The organism is Ochrobactrum sp. SFR4, assembly GCF_019730395.1.
GTDB lineage: Bacteria > Pseudomonadota > Alphaproteobacteria > Rhizobiales > Rhizobiaceae > Pseudochrobactrum.
In genome coordinates this window covers 32,718-49,439 of record NZ_JAAPBB010000017.1, presented here as the reverse complement: position 1 = coordinate 49,439, position 16,722 = coordinate 32,718, and the positions used below count along the sequence as shown (strand labels likewise).

General features: G+C 50.6%; 14 protein-coding genes. 7 read left to right on the top strand and 7 right to left on the bottom strand.

The genetic code is table 11. From position 1 onward, the window contains the following. Positions 1-329: 329 nt before the first annotated feature. The 4 genes from HBA93_RS15825 (at position 330) to cysW (ending at position 3,539) form a co-directional block, all read left to right on the top strand. Positions 330-503, top strand: a complete 174-nt coding sequence (locus HBA93_RS15825; protein ID WP_221723876.1) for a hypothetical protein — start codon at positions 330-332, stop codon at positions 501-503. Between the two features lie 248 nt (positions 504-751). After that, a complete protein-coding gene (gene cysP, locus HBA93_RS15820; protein ID WP_121991402.1) occupies positions 752-1,762 on the top strand; it encodes a thiosulfate ABC transporter substrate-binding protein CysP in 1,011 nt (336 codons plus the stop codon). A gap of 78 nt (positions 1,763-1,840) precedes the next feature. Then, positions 1,841-2,683 (top strand): sulfate ABC transporter permease subunit CysT, encoded by an 843-nt coding sequence (cysT, locus tag HBA93_RS15815; RefSeq protein WP_121991401.1) that lies wholly within the window; start codon positions 1,841-1,843, stop codon positions 2,681-2,683. After that, positions 2,667-3,539: a sulfate ABC transporter permease subunit CysW gene (gene cysW, locus HBA93_RS15810; protein ID WP_281011638.1), complete on the top strand. Its 873-nt coding sequence runs from the start codon at positions 2,667-2,669 to the stop codon at positions 3,537-3,539. Before cysT ends, cysW begins: the two co-directional genes overlap by 17 nt. Before the next feature lie 64 nt (positions 3,540-3,603). On the opposite strand, the gene HBA93_RS15805 is transcribed toward cysW, so the two are convergent. From HBA93_RS15805 to HBA93_RS15790, 4 genes are all read right to left on the bottom strand, one after another. Continuing rightward, positions 3,604-4,395, bottom strand: coding sequence for an ABC transporter permease (locus HBA93_RS15805; protein ID WP_221723875.1), 792 nt, complete (start codon positions 4,393-4,395; stop codon positions 3,604-3,606). Beyond that, positions 4,392-5,585, bottom strand: a complete 1,194-nt coding sequence (locus HBA93_RS15800) for an ABC transporter permease (protein ID WP_121991398.1) — start codon at positions 5,583-5,585, stop codon at positions 4,392-4,394. Before HBA93_RS15800 ends, HBA93_RS15805 begins: the two co-directional genes overlap by 4 nt. Beyond that, the gene (locus HBA93_RS15795; protein ID WP_122092201.1) at positions 5,582-6,676 is read right to left on the bottom strand and encodes an ABC transporter ATP-binding protein; all 1,095 of its coding nucleotides are present in this window, start codon (positions 6,674-6,676) and stop codon (positions 5,582-5,584) included. The genes HBA93_RS15800 and HBA93_RS15795 overlap by 4 nt, the downstream gene beginning before the upstream one ends. Before the next feature lie 265 nt (positions 6,677-6,941). Continuing rightward, entirely contained in the window at positions 6,942-7,955 is a 1,014-nt protein-coding gene (locus HBA93_RS15790; RefSeq protein ID WP_286201983.1) for an ABC transporter substrate-binding protein, read from the bottom strand. Between the two features lie 645 nt (positions 7,956-8,600). On the opposite strand from HBA93_RS15790, the gene HBA93_RS15785 reads away from it, so the two are divergent. Together HBA93_RS15785 and HBA93_RS15780 are read left to right on the top strand one after the other, a co-directional pair. Next, complete coding sequence (locus HBA93_RS15785; RefSeq protein ID WP_221723874.1) at positions 8,601-9,455, top strand: branched-chain amino acid aminotransferase; 855 nt, start codon at positions 8,601-8,603, stop codon at positions 9,453-9,455. Between the two features lie 140 nt (positions 9,456-9,595). After that, complete coding sequence (locus tag HBA93_RS15780; RefSeq protein ID WP_221723873.1) at positions 9,596-9,955, top strand: YgiW/YdeI family stress tolerance OB fold protein; 360 nt, start codon at positions 9,596-9,598, stop codon at positions 9,953-9,955. A 60-nt stretch (positions 9,956-10,015) separates the two neighbouring features. Here the strand turns inward: HBA93_RS15780 and HBA93_RS15775 are convergent, their stop codons facing one another. From HBA93_RS15775 to secD, 3 genes are all read right to left on the bottom strand, one after another. After that, positions 10,016-10,963: a lysylphosphatidylglycerol synthase transmembrane domain-containing protein gene (locus HBA93_RS15775; protein ID WP_221723872.1), complete on the bottom strand. Its 948-nt coding sequence runs from the start codon at positions 10,961-10,963 to the stop codon at positions 10,016-10,018. A 173-nt stretch (positions 10,964-11,136) separates the two neighbouring features. Beyond that, positions 11,137-12,921: a cation:proton antiporter domain-containing protein gene (locus tag HBA93_RS15770; protein ID WP_221723871.1), complete on the bottom strand. Its 1,785-nt coding sequence runs from the start codon at positions 12,919-12,921 to the stop codon at positions 11,137-11,139. 239 nt (positions 12,922-13,160) lie between these two features. Next, positions 13,161-15,695 (bottom strand): protein translocase subunit SecD, encoded by a 2,535-nt coding sequence (gene secD, locus HBA93_RS15765; RefSeq protein WP_221723870.1) that lies wholly within the window; start codon positions 15,693-15,695, stop codon positions 13,161-13,163. A gap of 216 nt (positions 15,696-15,911) precedes the next feature. Here secD and HBA93_RS15760 point away from each other — a divergent pair, with 216 nt between their 5' ends. Continuing rightward, positions 15,912-16,094, top strand: coding sequence for a hypothetical protein (locus tag HBA93_RS15760; protein WP_221723869.1), 183 nt, complete (start codon positions 15,912-15,914; stop codon positions 16,092-16,094). The last annotated feature ends 628 nt before the right edge of the window (positions 16,095-16,722 follow it).

The following is a 16,722-nucleotide window of genomic DNA, read 5'->3' as shown; positions in this document are numbered from 1 at the left end:
AGTGATACTCTGGCTAAGGTCGTTTGGCTTATAATAAGCGCTCTGATCCTTGGGGTTGTCAGCTTCATGATAAAGGGAGGGTTCAATCTTCCATGAAATAGGTTTCCGATATTTTTCGGAACGTAACAAAAACATCTCTTGGAAACCTTTGACCTATGTTGTTGAAATGATTACATTGATAATTAACAAGATGTTAATTATAGAGCATTTCCAGTTTATCTTGATCATAGGAAATGTTCTGTCTCTTTGTTTCTGCGCGTATCTTACCCGAAAACCGTTTCACATTTTTCGGGATATGCTGGCAATCTGACGATACAGGAGTGTTATTCATGACTCTATTTCAGTCTCTGAAGGGAATGATGAAACAGCGCGGTCAGGCGTTTCAAAAATTCTGGCAGGAAATTTCTCAGGACGAGAAGACCATTGAGCGGAAGCGCCAAAACCGCCTTGCACCCGATCAGTCCGAAAAATTCGGCTGCTGGCGTCACCTTGGTATTTGGTAAAACCTTCCGCAAAGTATGATTTTTCACACGAGTTCCGGAAATCATATTGCGCCATATAAATGTTCGGTGGCAAAATATTGCTCATTCTTTTTCTGGCGTATTATAGATTTCTGATTTTGTTTCTAAAAGTAAATTATCTATTTAAATCAATAATTTAGTATTGATTTCATGCCGCTGCTGCTTAATCTTTGGAGTTATAGATAACTCCATCATTTGCCTCAGGCAAAGACACAGGCGGCGGGTATTTCATGAAAAAACTTCTGTTGGCGGCCGGGCTTGTGCTCGGTTTGGGAACTTCTTTGACTGCAGCTCAGGCCGAGGATCCGAAAGAGATCCTCAATGTCTCCTATGACATTGCCCGCGAACTGTATGAGCAGGTCAACACAGCCTTTATTCCGGTGTGGAAAGAGCAGACCGGTGAAACACTCACCGTCAATCAGTCTCATGCCGGTTCCTCCAAACAGGCCCGTTCTATTCTTGAAGGGCTGGAAGCGGATGTTGTGACCTTCAATCAGGTGACGGATGTGCAGGTACTGCACGACAAAGGCAATCTGATCCCTGCGGACTGGCAGAGCCGTCTGCCGAACAATTCCTCACCTTATTACTCTCTGCCTGCTTTCCTCGTACGTGCAGGCAATCCGAAGCAGATCAAAAACTGGGATGACCTGGTGCGCGAAGACGTACAGGTGATTTTCCCGAACCCGAAAACCTCCGGCAACGCGCGCTATACCTATCTGGCGGCAACCGCCTATGCGCGGGAAGCCTTTAACAAGGATGATGCCAAGGTTCGTGAGTTTATTACGAAGCTGTTCAAGAATGTTCCGGTGTTTGATACCGGCGGACGCGGTGCGACCACAACCTTTACCGAGCGTGGTATCGGTGATGTTCTGGTGACATTTGAAGCTGAAGTGTTGGGTACTCAGAAGCTGCTTGGCAAAGACAAATATGAAGTCGTCGTGCCACCAATCAGCCTGCTGTCCGAGTTTCCGGTGACAATCGTTGATAAGGTTGTCGATAAACGCGGCTCGCGTAAAATCGCTCAGGCCTATCTCGATTTCCTCTATGCACCACAGGGGCAGGAAATTCTCGCCAGCAATTTCAACCGTGTGCATGACGCTGCAACCATTGAAAAGCACAAAGCCAATTTCCCTGAGGTGAAACTGGTACGCGTGGAAGATGAATTCGGCGGCTGGGCAAATGTGACCAAAGAGCATTTCGCTGAAGGCGGTATTCTCGATCAGCTGTTCACGGGCAAATAACGTGACCTGAAAATGACAGCCGGTGCGTCCTTAAAGACGCGCCGGTTTTTCCCGTATCCCATACAGAGCAGACCGGTTATGAAAAGACCAATCTTTAAAGTCAGAAAAACAGTGATGCCGGGCTTTGGCATTACAATGGGCTGTACGCTGCTTTATCTGACAGTGATTGTGGCTCTGCCGCTCTTTGCTCTAATTATGAAAACGGCCAGTCTCGGATTTGCTGATTTCTGGTCGATTGTTAGTTCGCCGCGTGCGGTTGCAACATTCAAGCTGACCATACTTACCTCTGCTGCAGCTACGGTGTTTAATGCTCTGTTTGGTCTGCTGATGGCATGGGTTCTGGTGCGTTATGAGTTTCCGGGCAAGCGCCTGCTGGATGCTGCTGTGGATTTGCCTTTTGCACTGCCGACCGCCGTTGCCGGTCTGGCGCTGGTAACCGTTTTGTCGAAGAACGGCTGGATCGGGCAATATACTGAACCGCTTGGCCTGTACCTGGCCTATACGCCTGCGGGCATAATAATCGCGATGGCCTTTACCAGTATTCCTTTTGTTATCCGCACGGTACAGCCGGTACTTGAGGATCTGAATCATGATGTGGAGGAGGCGGCGGAGACACTTGGTGCCAATCCGTTGCAGGTTTTTGCTCATGTGATCTGGCCGATGATCCTGCCTGCATTTCTGGCGGGCAGTGCTTTGTCCTTTGCACGTGGCTTGGGGGAGTTTGGCGCGATTGTTTTCATCTCTGCTAATCTGCCGTTTAAAACCGAAGTGACTTCGCTGCTCGTTTTTGTGCGGTTGGATGAATATGAATATCCGGCAGCTGCGGCTCTGGCGATGGTGATGTTGCTGATGGCTTTTGCCATGCTGCTGATAACCAATCTGATGCAGGCACGGCAGCTGCGCTATGCGGAGCGAAACTGATATGGCGATTTTGGCTTTTCCTGCTTTAGCTTCTGAAAAAACTTCACCGCAGTTTCGACGCAGACTTTGGGGGCGACGTTTCCTGATCGGGCTGGCCGTTGTGCTATCACTGATCGTGCTCGGCATTCCGATGGCGGTGATCTTCTCTGCAGCCTTTGGCAGCGGTATGGGACGCTTCTGGGCAGAAATTACCAAGCCGGATACGATGCATGCGGTATGGCTGACTGTGCTGACGGCGATTGTGGTTGTGCCGGTCAATATGGCTTTCGGTGTTTGCGTGGCATGGCTGGTCACACGCTTCCGCTTTCCCGGGAGACGGTTACTGATCAGCTTTATCGAAATTCCGTTTTCGGTATCTCCGATTATTGCCGGTACAGCCTATCTGTTTCTCTATGGTGCGCAGGGGATGCTGGGGCCTTTGCTGGAGAGCTATGATATCAAGATCATGTTCACAATTCCGGCGATCTTTCTGGTCAGCCTGTTTGTAACCAGTCCTTTTGTTGCCCGTGAGCTGATCCCGCTGATGGAAATGCAGGGTGGCGAGGATGAAGAGGCGGCATTGTCGCTCGGTGCCAGTGGTCTGCAAACCTTCTTCTATGTGACGCTGCCAAATATCAAATGGGCGCTGCTCTATGGTGCCGTGCTGTGTAATGCACGAGTGATGGGCGAATATGGTGCGACATCGATTGTCTCCGGCGCCATTCGTGGTAAAACCAATACGCTGCCCTTGCAGGTTGATCTGTTGTTTCAGGATCAGAACACAGTTGGCGCATTTGCTGCGGCTTCAACTTTGGCAGTGCTGGCTTTGCTGACACTGGTGCTGAAAGTCTGGCTGGAACGCAAACAAGTTGATTAAAAAAGCTGAAGCCGCCTCTGAAATTGATTCAAAGGCGGCTTTTATCTTTTTATAATTGTTTGATTTATTGCGGCTGTGTTGCCGCCTTGCGCTGGGTCAGGATCATCACCAGTGCAATCAATATTGTACCGACAATGAAGACAAATGCAGCAGCGGCAATTGCCGGACTGATATTCTCACGAATAGTCGAGAACATCTGTCGTGCCAGTGTACGCTGGTTCGGGCCTGCCACGAACAGGGTTAGCACCACTTCATCCAGCGAGGTTGCAAAAGCAAAGACCGCACCGGAAATAATACCGGGTTTTGCCAGTGGCAATGTCACTTTTTGCAGGATGACATAGGGTGGCGCACCAAGGCTGGCAGCGGCTTGTTCCACCCGCCGGTCAACGCTTTGCAGCACGGCCAGTACGTTGATGACGACAAATGGCACTGCCACAACAGTATGGGCGATGATCACGCCGGTATAGGAATTGAGCAGGTCATATTGTGCAAACATCAGCTGCATGCCCACGCCGAGCACCACTGCAGGCACGACCATCGGTAGCAGGAACACTGTTTTGATAGAGTTGAATACGAAGGAATACTGATTGCCGCGCAGCCCCAGCGCCCCGACAGTTCCCAGCACTGTCGCCAGTGCTGTGGTGCCGACAGAGATAATCAGGCTGTTGATAATCGACCTGCGCCATGCGTCCGCCTGCACCAGTTCCTGAAACCAGCGTGTGGAATAGCCTTCCATCGGGTATCCGAGCAAAGCGCCGCTGGTGAAAGCCAGCGGCAGAATTGCCACCAGCGGTGCCAGCAGGAAAAACACCACCGCTGCGCCAAACAGAAGTTTGAGGAGTTTGAAACCGTTCATGAACGTACCTCCTTCTCGGTCGAGAGGCGCATATAGATTGTGTAGAGCAGGATGGTTGCAATCAGCAGCACCATGCCGAGCGCACCGGCCATACCCCAGTTTGCAGCGCCCATGGCGTAGAAGGCGATGACCGAGCTGATAAGCTGATCTTTAGCACCGCCGATGAGTGCAGGGGTGATGTAATAGCCAAGCGCTGTCATGAAGACGAGCAGCGAGCCGGAAACCACGCCGCGCATAATCAATGGCAACAGCACATGAAAGAAAGAACGCAGCGGATGTGCGCCGAGCGAGGCAGCAGCGGGCATCAGATTCTTCGGAATGCCGATCAGCACACTGAACACAGGCAGTACCATGAATGGCAACAGCACATGGGTCATAGCGATAATCACGCCTGTACGGTTGAAGATCAGCGCCAGTGGTTCACTGGTGATGCCGATCGCAATCAGCGCATTATTAATCAGCCCCTGATCCTGCAACAGGATAAACCATGCGGCAGTACGCACCAGCAGCGATGTCCAGAGCGGAAGCAGCACTGCACCAAGCAGCAACTGGCGTTTCCAGCCCTCAACGGAGGCGGCAACCATAGCGAACGGAATGCCGATCAGAATACAGGCAATAGTAACGCTGAGGGCGGTGATGAAGGTACGCACCATAATGGTGACATTGGCAGAGGCATCAGACGGCAGAGAGCGGATTTCACCGGATATATCGCGCTCCATATCAATGGCTGCCAGCAGATTGCGGTCTGTCATTGTTGTGGAGGCGGCGCTGGCAATGGCTTGCCAGTAAGGTTGTTCACCCCATTTCTTGTCGATGGCGGTGAGATCAATCTGCGTATAATCAACCGGCTCTTCAAGCTTGGTCAGCTGATTGCGGGTTTTGCTCATCAATGTGCGGAAGCCGGGTTGGGCACTGTTGAGACGGCGCACCAGATCGCCGTAAAGCTGGGCATCATCATTGTTGCGGATATCTTCCGCCAGCGCGGCTTTCATTTCCGGTGTCGGTGGCGTTTCCGGATTCCAGTCGCTGGCAGCTTGTGCTGTGAGCGGCAGGGCTTTGGCGGCTACCGGATCGGATACGGCCTCTTTCATCATCGTCACCAGCGGGATGATGAAAAATACCAGCAAGAACAAAGCCAGCGGTGCCACCAGTGCGAAAGATTTCAGCCGTTGTCGTTGCAGTTCATTCATGCCGCCACCTGAGCATTACGGGCAGGGACTGCAATCGGCCAGCAATCCGCCGGCAGGAAAGACAAGGTAACCGGATCACCAGCTTTCAGCGTATGAAAACTGCGGTCAGCTTTGGTAACAAGGCTCTGGCCTGCAAAGTCCAGCGCTACACGCAGATGGTCGCCGTGATAGACGATGTCGCTGACCGTGGCAGATAATTTATTGGAAGTACCATCATCGGTATTCAGGCGCACGCGTTCAGGGCGCAGCGACAGGCGGATATCCTGACCGGCATGGAACGGCGCTTCAGCGTCCACACGAATATCCTGACCATTGCTCAGGCGGATCTGGGTTTCGCCATTATGTGTACCGGAGACTTTGCCGTCGATCAGATTGGTTTCACCGATAAATTCCGCAACAAATTGCGTCGCCGGATGGTCGTAAATCTCGGATGGTGTGCCGATCTGTTCAATCTTTCCGCGGTTGAATACAGCAATGCGGTCGCTCATAGTCAGCGCTTCGGACTGGTCATGGGTTACGAAAACGATCGTCAGGCCGAGACGGTGATGTAATTCGCGGATATCGAGCTGCATACGTTCACGCAGCTGCTTGTCGAGCGCGCCGAGAGGTTCGTCCATCAGCACCACTTCCGGTTCAAACACTAATGCGCGTGCCAAGGCAACACGCTGTTGCTGGCCGCCGGAAAGCTGCGAAGGTTTACGCTCCAGCATGGTGCCGAGCTGCACCATATCCAATGCGCGTTTCACACGATCCTGCATATCGGACTTGGAAAGCCCGCGCATTTTCAGCGGGAAAGCCACGTTTTCGGCAATGGTCATATGGGGAAACAGAGCATAATTCTGAAACACCACACCCATATTACGCTTATGCGGCGGCAGCTGATCGATACGTTTGCCGTCAACACTGACCGTGCCGCCGGTTGGACGTTCAAAGCCTGCAAGCAGCATCAGCAAGGTTGTTTTACCTGAGCCGGAAGGCCCGAGCATGCTGACAAACTCGCCTTTGCCGATGGTTAAATCCAGATTATCTACAACTGTCAGAGAGCCGAATGCTTTGCTCACCTTGTCGAAATGAATGAAGGGATTATTCACGCGTAAAACCTCAAATGGAGCCGGTCACTGTTCACATGCTTGGGGCAAAACCGTTTTCGGGAGTAAAACAGGACAGTGATTGCTGTTGTCTGCTGCGGGGCGGCAACAGGAAATGCGCTTTGGAATGGAATGACTGCAAGCAGCCGGGAAATTTAAGCTGCGAAGTGCAGCCGTTCCGGAAAATTGCATCCTTACGGGGGAAGGCAGGCAAGTTCCGGAACAACTGCATAACCGGCCATGTGAAAGGCCGGTCTTTGGCTTCAGCTTACTGGGCAAGCCATGCGTTGAAACGCTGGTTCAGGCTTTCAGAATTATCTGTCCAGAATTCCACGCCGATAGCTGCTGCATCGGTCATATTGGCCGGTGTTGTCGGCAGGTCTTTGCGGTATTTTTCGTCAACGAATTTATCGGCTTCGATATTCGGCAGACCATAGGTGATATATTCAGGCAGTTTGGCCTGATTGTCAGCTTTGCTGGCGAAAGCGATGAAATCCATCGACTCTTTCGGGAAAGGCGTGCCTTTCATGATTGCCCAGCTATCGACGGCATAGATGCTGCCCGGCCAGACAAAACCGAAATTCTTGTTCTCGGTGCGGTTCAGCGCATTGATACGGCCGTTATAGACCGAGGCCATTACCACTTCACCGGAAGAGAGCAGCTGTACCGGCTGCGCACCGGCTTCCCACCACACGATATGCGGTTTGATTTCATCCAGTTTTTTGAATGCGCGGTCCACACCTTCCGGCGATGCCAGCACATCATACACATCTTTCGGTGCAACGCCGTCTGCAATCAGCGCAAATTCAAGAGAATATTTGGCACTTTTGCGCAAAGAGCGTTTGCCCGGGAATTTTTTTACATCCCAGAAATCAGCCCATGATTGCGGGGCATCTTTCATCGTATCGCCATTATAGGCGATGCCGGTAGACCAGACGATCGCGCCTACGCCGCAATCATGTACCGCTGCCGGAATGAATTTATCTTTGCCGCCGAGCTGTTCCCAATTGATATTTTCATAAATGCCGTCAGCACAGCCAAGCTCAAGCTCCTCAGCTTCAACCTGCACGACGTCCCAATTGGTTTCGCCGGCTTTGACTTTGGCTTGCAAAACGCCGTAGCCGCCATCCCAGCTTTCATCAAGCACCGGTTTGCCCAGTTCTTTGGCAAAAGGTTTGAAATAAATTTCGCGCTGACCGTCCTGATAGCTGCCGCCCCAGGAGACAACAGTGAGGTCGCGTGCCTGAGCGGTTCCGGCTGCCAAAGCCAGTCCGCCGAGCATGGTGCAGGCCGTGAATGCAATATGCGTAAGCTTCATTGATTATTCCCCACAGTTTATTGTTATGAAATTTGTTGCAACAAGTTTTCCATAGGAAATGCAGGGGGGCAATAGCTGATTGTGGGGTTGCCGTACAATTAATGTCGCATAGTGTGGGCGCTAATTTAGCATTGTTCTTATGTTGGAAGAGAGCCTTTGCCGCAGCTTCTGCGCATGGATCATGAAGCGATTTTACCGCTTCATTGCAGGAAAATGGTCTTGAAATCATAAAACCACAACAGGAATGATGTGTGTTTTCCTTGGCTTGAAAAGACTGACTTCCGTTTACGTCAAACAGATATATTACAGTCCAGGAATGGCAGGGTTGATGCGTTTTAGGAATGATTTTGTGTTTAAAATGTATGGGGTGCTGATTTTACTGAGGCTTCCGCGCACCGGAATAAATTAAAAAAATAGTTTTTATATTTGAGTAGTTGCACTTCCCTGAGAGGATTTTAATGTGGTTCTGCGTTGCTGACGCTGCCACCTTGCCGGAGATTGCTGATTAACTCAGCCGGTTACGGACAGATGCAGCTTGTCGCCACGGGCCGGTATCTGTTTGCAGCAGAGTGCCGGATTTCAATTTTGATTCGCATATGGAGAAGTGACATGGGCCAGATTGGTCGTAGCTGGACATTTTATAAAGGCAAATGGCATGAAGGCGATGTGCGCATTCTCGGCGCGTCATCACAGGCAACATGGCTTGGCTCACTGGTTTTTGACGGTGCACGCGGTTTTGAAGGTGTCATCCCTGATCTGGATCGCCATTGCGCGCGCGTTAACCGCTCCGCCGAGGCACTTGGTCTGAAGCCGACTTATACGCCTGAAGAAATCATGGAACTGAGCCGTCAGGGCATGACAAAATTCGGTGAGAATGCGGCAGTCTATATCCGTCCGATGTATTGGGCGGAAGAGGGCGAAGCTAATGTGGTTCTGCCTGCTGCCGAAAGCACGGATTTTGCGCTGTGTCTGGAAGAGATTCCGATGGGTGAGCCAACCGGTTTTACCATTACTACTACACGCTTCCGTCGTCCGACGATTGAAACCATGCCGCTGGATGCCAAGGCTGCCTGCCTCTATCCGAATAATGCCCGCATGATCCGTGAAGCCCGTACCAAAGGTTTCGGCAATGCGCTGGTTTGCGATATGCTGGGCAATGTGGCGGAACTTGCCTCTTCAAATGTGTTCATGGTGCGTGACGGTGAAGTGTTTACACCTGCACCCAATGGTACATTCCTCAATGGCATTACCCGTCAACGCGTGATTGGTCTGCTGCGTGATAATGGCGTAAAAGTCACTGAAACCACTTTGAAGGTTGAAGATTTCCGCGAAGCGGATGAAATTTTCTCAACAGGCAATCATTCCAAAGTTGTGCCGGTGATCGGTTTCGATGACAAGCAGCTGAGTTATGGTCCGGTTGCGCAAAAAGCCCGCAAACTCTATTGGGACTGGGCGCATTCGTAAGAGTGCCATACCTTAACGAAAAAGCCGCGAAATTGAGTTTCGCGGCTTTTTTATTTTAGCAACATATGATTTTCATGATTTTTAGTGTATTAGCTGTCTGGCTTCCGAAGTAGTTTTTAATATTTATAAAGGTTTCTATTATGAGAAAAATTTTTAATGTTGTAATTTCAGTGCTGGTAATAAATACAGCTGTTACAGGCTATGCCTATGCGCAATATACGGGGCCTAATGTGTCTCAGCAGACCCGTAGCGTTTCAGATATTCTGAAAAATCCGGTTGATGACCGGCGTATTATTCTTGACGGTTATATCATCAGAAAAGTTAGCCATGAGAAGTATATTTTCTCTGACGGAACCGGTGAAATCCGGGTTGAGATTGATGACGATAAGCTGCCGTCGTCTCGCTTTGATGATAAAGTCAAAGTGCAAATTCATGGTGAGATTGATGTGAATGATGGCCGCTCACCTGAAATTGATATTGATGCGATTGTTGTGCAATAAATGAAAAAGAGCGCTTTGCTGAGACAAAGCGCTCTTTCTTATAAGCTTACGGTTGTTTCGTCAGTTATCCTGTATTTTGCGCTTTTTGGAGAATTCGCTCTTCTCAAAAATCAGCACAACAATCAGCGAAATACCGAATGGTATCAGCAGATAGAGCAGGCGGAAGACAATCAGTGCTGCCAGAACATCTGCCGGATTGAGATTTGGCAGACCGGTGATGAACAGGAATTCCAGAACACCAAGGCCGCCCGGTGCATTGGAAATCAGAGCTGCCGAGAATGAAATCAGGAAAATGCCGAGCACAATCAGGAAGCCCGGATGGTTCACCTCAGGCAGGGCGAAATAGATGATACCTGCGGCACCGATCAGTTCCAGTGGCGCAATCAGCAGCTGCCATGAAACAACCGAGAGGCGCGGATAGGATAGCTGGAATTTGGAGCCGATACGCAAAGGCCGCAATTGCATGAAGCTGCCGAATACATAAAGCGCAACCAATACAAGAATAATAATACCGGCAGCTATTGCGACGCTCTCGGGAATATCATTGTTAAAGCGCTGAAGCAGATCCGGCTCAACGAGCAGAACGACAGCACTGAGGATCAGCGTGCCGAGTGCAAAGGTGAAAGAGCAGAAACCTACCAAAACGGCAACTTCCGCACCGGAAAGGCCTTTGGAAGAATAAGCACGGTAGCGGACAACCGCACCGGAAATAACAGACGCACCGATATTATGTGACAGGGCATAAGCGGTGAAAGAGCACAGGCTGATAAACAGCCATGAGATTTTTTTGTGCAGATGCTTGAGCGCTATGCGGTCGTAACCGGCCAGCGCCATATAGGAAAGCAATGCACAGGAAGCACTCAGCAGCCATTGTTTCAGGGTAATCGCCGCGAGACTGTCAATTACATCCTCAAGAGAAATGCTGCGCAGTTCATTATACAGAAGCCATACGGATACAATAACCGCGCCGATGCCGATTGTCGGCCAGATGTAATCTTTCCATTTCATCTATCAGATGACACCCTTTTGTTGTTGGTGTGGTCACATATGTCATCACCGGAATTCCGTCTTTTAAGGGCGGATGTCTGCTGATTGATTCCACATCACCTATTTGTAACAGGTATTCACATGTTGTCAGTTTTTATACTTCGTCACTTTTAACGATTTTTATGTCTTAATCATTAATTTATGGAACTTAAGGGTTCTTCAGGTGAAGTTTCTGTCAAGTTTTTTGCATAATCTGTTTTTGATGCGGAAATTTTTCCGAGAATGCCGCGGGCAATTTCTTCTTCTGCCAGAATAATCGTCCCAATTCCGAGATCACGCAGATAATCGGCCTCAACCACCGATTCAGCACGAGCAATAATATGCAAGTCAGGATTCTTCTGGCTGGCCTGTGCGATGACGCGGGCGGTCTCAAAAGCATATGGCAGTGCGAGAATAAGGCATTGTGCATCAGCAAGACCGGCTCGGCTAAGCGTTTCTTTTTCTGCGGCATTGCCGAGAATAACTTCAACTCCGGTTTCACGCAGTTCAATCGCTGGTTTTTCCGCATTTTCAATCACAACGATCGGGCATTTGTCTGCGAGAAGTTTTTCCGCAACGCGTGAACCAACTTCACCGTAACCGGCAATAATCGTATGACCGGTTAAGGATGTTGCATAAGCGCTAAAAGACTTGATGGTGTGATATTCATCATCATCTGGCGTAAGCTCTGTGACATCCGGTGATTGTTTGGCACCAAGTTTGCGTTCAATGAACGGGCGCAGCTTTTCAAAACCGATAAACACCAGCGGATTGAACAGGATAGATAGAATTGCACCCGCCAGTACCAGATCCTGAGCCTCTTTCGGCATCAGTTTCAGAGAAACACCAAGACTTGCGAGAATGAATGAGAACTCACCAATCTGCGCAAGGCTGGCAGAAATGGTTAGTGCGGTTCCCGTCGGATGTTTGAATGCGCGTACAATAAAGAAAGCGGCGGCGGATTTTCCGATCATGATGATCAACAATGTCGCCAGCAGGGACAGAGGATTATTAATCAGCACCATCGGATCGAACAACATACCGACCGAGACGAAAAACAGCACTGCAAATGCATCACGCAGCGGCAGGGATTCTTCGGCAGCCTGATGGCTGAGTTCCGATTCACTCATCACCATACCGGCAAAGAAAGCGCCGAGCGCCAGTGATACGCCGAACAGGTTGGCAGCGCCAAAGGCCACGCCCAGAGCAATGGCCAGTACGCCGAGGCGGAAGAGTTCACGCGAGCCGCTGGCGGAAATCACCTCCAGCACCCATGGAACAACTCTTTTGCCGACTATCAGCATCAGCGCGATGAAGACTGCAATTTTGATCAGGGTCAGTACAATGATGCCGGTAATGCCAAGCCCCAGATATGAAGCAATGGGATCTGACGGAACCGTGCCGGAATTGCCATACAAAAGACCGGCAATCGCTGGCATCAACACGAGTGTCAGCACCATCACCAGATCTTCAACAATCAGCCAGCCGACTGCGATGCGTCCGCGGTCTGTTTCCATCAGCCGGCGTTCCTGCATGGCGCGGAGAAGCACAACGGTGGATGCAGTGGAGAGCGCCAGACCAAAGGTTACGGAACCGGTGAGATCCCAGCCGATAATCAGGCCGAGACCGGTGCCAAGAGCGGTTGCGGCAAAAATCTGCACCAGCGCTCCCGGAACTGCGATGGCTTTTACCGACAGTAGTTCTTTGACGGAAAAATGTAAGCCTACACCAAACATCAGCAAGATAACGCCGATTTCAGCCAGCTGGAGTGTCAGCTCCTGATCGGCGACAAAACCCGGCGTATAGGGGCCGCACAATACACCAGCCAGCAGATAGCCGACCAGCGGGGAGATGCGAAGACGATTGGCAATGGCTCCGAAGAGAAAGGCCAGACACAGACCGACAACAATCGTGGCGATGAGAGGTGTGTCGTGAGGCATGGCGGCTTGTCCTTATATAACCAAAGTCCATGGAGTAAAACTCAAAGGACTTTGGTTAAGCCCGAGTGGCGATTGAACTTTCCAAGGCGTGATGCGTAGCATTTCATCGCCTTGCGATAAGCGTCTTTGGGCCGTTTGTCTCAACTGCAATATCGGCGGAATTATGCAGTTCAGAAAAAGGGCGGTAGAGGAGGAGTATCACGCGGTATTTAAGCCGCGTGATACGTATTTGTGCCTGATTACTTGGCGGTAACGGTAGTATCCGTATCGCCGAGGCCGCGCTTATGGGTGCGTTCCCACCAGGTGCCGAGCAGCATCAGGATCGGTGCTGCAATGAAGATCGACGATGTGGTTGCAATGAACACACCAAACAACATCGGGATCGCAAAGTTCTCAACCGCGCTGCCACCCCAGATTGCCATCGGAAGAACAGCAAGGAAGGTACAAAGCGAGGTATAGATACAACGGGCGAAAACCTGATTGATACTCATATCAATGATTTCACGCAGCGGTTTGGCCTTATACATACGCATATTTTCACGCATACGGTCATAGACCACCACCTTATCATTGACCGAGTAACCGACCAGAGTCAGCACAGCCGCAATCGCGGTGAGGTTGAAGTCGAGCTGGGTGATGACGAAGAAACCGACCAGTTTGGTGGTATCCAATACCAGCGTGGCAATCGCGCCGACCGCGAAATACCATTCAAACCGCCACCAGAGATAGATCAGCATCGCACCGGCAGCCAGTACCAGAGCGATAAAGCCGGAACGTGCAAGCTCGCCGCTGACCTTTGGTCCCACGACTTCTGTACGCTCGATCTTCACATCCTTGTCGATCGACTGAACAGTTTCACGAACCTTGTTAACCGCAACGGTCTGTGCTTCTTCACCGCCATCCTGACGCTGAACGCGGATCAGAACATTTTCAGGGCTGCCTGCATTTTGCAATGCGACTTCACCCAGACCAAGACCGCCGAGCGAGGAACGCAATTGTCCCAGATCAGCCGGTTGGGATGTGGTGATTTCAACCTGAATACCGCCGGTAAAGTCCAGACCGTAGTTCAGACCTGGTTTAAAGAACAGGAACAGCGAGGCAACCGAAAGAATAACCGACACCATAATCCCGAAATAACGGGCTTTCATGAACTGGTAATTCGTATTTTCCGGAGCCACGCGCACCCAAGGTTCAATATGCAGAACCTTCAGCTTACGGCGGCGGACAGACCAAGCCATGATAATGCGAACGACCGAAACAGCCGTAAACATGGAAATGGCAATACCGAGCATCATGGTGATAGCAAAACCGCGAACAGGGCCGGTACCGAACATAAACAGCAGAACGGTTGCAATCACCGAGGTGACGTTGGCGTCAACAATGGTTGAATAAGCGAAGTTGAAGCCCTTATCGAGCGCGGCCATGGCGCCCATGCCTTTTTTGGTTTCTTCACGAATACGCTCATTGATAAGAATATTCGCATCCACAGCAATACCAATACTGAGGATAACACCGGCAATACCGGGCAGGGTCAGCGTTGCCCCGATCAGGGTCAGTGCCGCAAACGTCAGGACAATATTCAGAAGCAGCGCGAAATTCGCGATCATACCCCATACACCGTAGAGCATGATGATGAATGCGGCGACCAGAATAAAGCCGAGAATACCGGTATAGACACCCATTTTAATGGCATCGCCGCCGAGATCCGGACCAACAGTACGTTCTTCAATAACTGTCAGTGGCGCAGGCAATGCACCGGCACGCAGCAGAGCCGACAGAACCACAGTATCTTCAACAGTGAACTGGCCGCTGATCTGGCCGGAGCCGCCGGTGATCGGCTCGCGGATAGTCGGCGCAGACAGAACCTTGTCATCCAGAACGATAGCAAAAGGACGGTTCACGTTCTTTGTGGTGATTTCAGCAAACTGACGGGCACCCTGACTGTCAAAACGGAACGAAACAATCGGCTCGTTTGAACGCTGGTCAAAACCGGCGCGGGCATCGGTCAGACGTTCGCCGCTGAGAGCGACCTGATCTTCGATCGGATATTTAATGGCCGGATTTTTGGAATCTTCCATAATTGTGACGCCCGGAGGTGGCGGGCTGTTCGGATCTGCATCCGCAACCATATGGAAGGCCATTTTAGCAGTTGAACCCAGCAGTTGGCGCAGCTGTGTCGGATCCTGCAGACCTGGCAACTGAACCACGATACGGTCACTGCCGACGCGCTGGATGGACGGCTCGGAAACACCGACCTGATCCACACGCTGACGGATGATCTCAAGGCTTTGGGTGAGGGCGCTGTCGAGACGATAGTTGAAACCGGCCTCTGTCAGCGACAGACGGATCTGTTCACCCGGCGTTGTCACATCGATATCATTGATCGGTGTGCCGAAACCGCTGGTCGATACAGGATTAATCAGGGTTTTCAGTGCTGTTACCGCACGGTCACGCTGAGCAGTATCGGCAATATTGACCAGAACCGCATCGCCGGCCACACGAATGGACTGTGGCTGGATACGTTCTGAGCGCAGGTTACTGCGTGCATCATCCAGCAATGTACGCAGACGGTCTTTTTTCAGACCGGCAGCATCCACTTCAAGGACGAGGTAAGAACCGCCGCGAAGATCAAGCCCGAGTGTGACCTGATTTTTCGGGAACCAGCCGGGCATATTTTCCAGCTGTTGCTTGGTAAAGACGTTCGGCAGGGCAATGAATATGCCTGCCAGAATGATGAGACTGTAAAGATATACAGCCCATTTGGGTGTACGCATGAGAGTAATCCGGTCCGATTGTTTGCGGCAGGAATGACTGTATTCAGACAGACCGTGCCGTAATGCAGATGGAAATCATAAGACCTGTCAGACGCATAGTGTCAGATAGGACTTACTTTAAAAGAACTGCCGGAAAGCAGAATTTAAATTTGGGGTAAAGGCGGTGCACGGGCGCGAATAGCGCTCCGGCGGGCATCTGTCTGCTGGTTATGCTGAATGCGCAGAACGGATGCGGAAGTGAAAGCTGACAGAAGGGCAAATAATGCCGGCAGAATGAAAGTGCCGTCAGCGCTGAAGGGCAGAGCTTTGCTGCTGAAATATAGTGCAGGGCTAAGAATTGCCCGAACCGGCGCTGTCAGCGTGCTGTTCGGTGCGCGCCCTGACGGATCAGTCGTCTGAACGCTTTGGCGATCCTGAACCAGAGCTGCGGTCTGATAGCTGATTGTGTTTTGGTCACCGGCTGTAATTAATGCCGATTGCAGAGCCAGAAGTCCGGACAGAAACCACAGCAGGCCAAAAGAATAAAGTACCGTGCGAAGAGACAGCCTGTGCTGTTCCTGTCGTGCTTTCCCCGTTATCGCTCTGCAAAGTCTGGATCTGAAAATTGTTCCGGCTCGCTTTTGTCCTGATTTGCGAAAATCATGTCTGACTTGAGTAAATTTGCAGAAGGCCTCCGGCTTATGCAAAAATACTATTTCATCTCATTAACCATTCAGCACCTTAATCACAAGGAAAATAGCTGACATGACACGGCTTTGTTGAATTTTGCTGACAAAAAACAGCTATGTCCGCTGAGATGCTGCACGAGAAGATAAACAACTTCTCTGAGACATGAAGCTGTGGCCTTAATCTTATTTGCGCCTATATTGTGCATAAGAAAGCAGCGTTTGCGCCCATTTATTTCTAAGCTGTTATTTGTGGATTGACGGTTCTGAAAAAGCCCCGGAAAAGTCAATAATATGAATCGGAAGCAGCAGTTTATTGAGAGACAGATTTTGAAACTCCTATCAGCAATCTCCCTAAGGTT

Coding starts and splice junctions, on each gene's coding strand:
- secD (WP_221723870.1), bottom strand. CDS start 15,695: ATGCGTACACCCAAATGGGCTGTATATCTTTACAGTCTCATCATTCTG.
- HBA93_RS15775 (WP_221723872.1), bottom strand. CDS start 10,963: ATGAAATGGAAAGATTACATCTGGCCGACAATCGGCATCGGCGCGGTT.
- HBA93_RS15825 (WP_221723876.1), top strand. CDS start 330: ATGACTCTATTTCAGTCTCTGAAGGGAATGATGAAACAGCGCGGTCAG.
- HBA93_RS15785 (WP_221723874.1), top strand. CDS start 8,601: ATGGGCCAGATTGGTCGTAGCTGGACATTTTATAAAGGCAAATGGCAT.
- cysT (WP_121991401.1), top strand. CDS start 1,841: ATGAAAAGACCAATCTTTAAAGTCAGAAAAACAGTGATGCCGGGCTTT.
- HBA93_RS15805 (WP_221723875.1), bottom strand. CDS start 4,395: ATGAACGGTTTCAAACTCCTCAAACTTCTGTTTGGCGCAGCGGTGGTG.
- HBA93_RS15770 (WP_221723871.1), bottom strand. CDS start 12,921: ATGCCTCACGACACACCTCTCATCGCCACGATTGTTGTCGGTCTGTGT.
- cysW (WP_281011638.1), top strand. CDS start 2,667: ATGCGGAGCGAAACTGATATGGCGATTTTGGCTTTTCCTGCTTTAGCT.
- cysP (WP_121991402.1), top strand. CDS start 752: ATGAAAAAACTTCTGTTGGCGGCCGGGCTTGTGCTCGGTTTGGGAACT.
- HBA93_RS15760 (WP_221723869.1), top strand. CDS start 15,912: ATGCGCAGAACGGATGCGGAAGTGAAAGCTGACAGAAGGGCAAATAAT.
- HBA93_RS15780 (WP_221723873.1), top strand. CDS start 9,596: ATGAGAAAAATTTTTAATGTTGTAATTTCAGTGCTGGTAATAAATACA.
- HBA93_RS15800 (WP_121991398.1), bottom strand. CDS start 5,585: ATGAATGAACTGCAACGACAACGGCTGAAATCTTTCGCACTGGTGGCA.
- HBA93_RS15790 (WP_286201983.1), bottom strand. CDS start 7,955: ATGCTCGGCGGACTGGCTTTGGCAGCCGGAACCGCTCAGGCACGCGAC.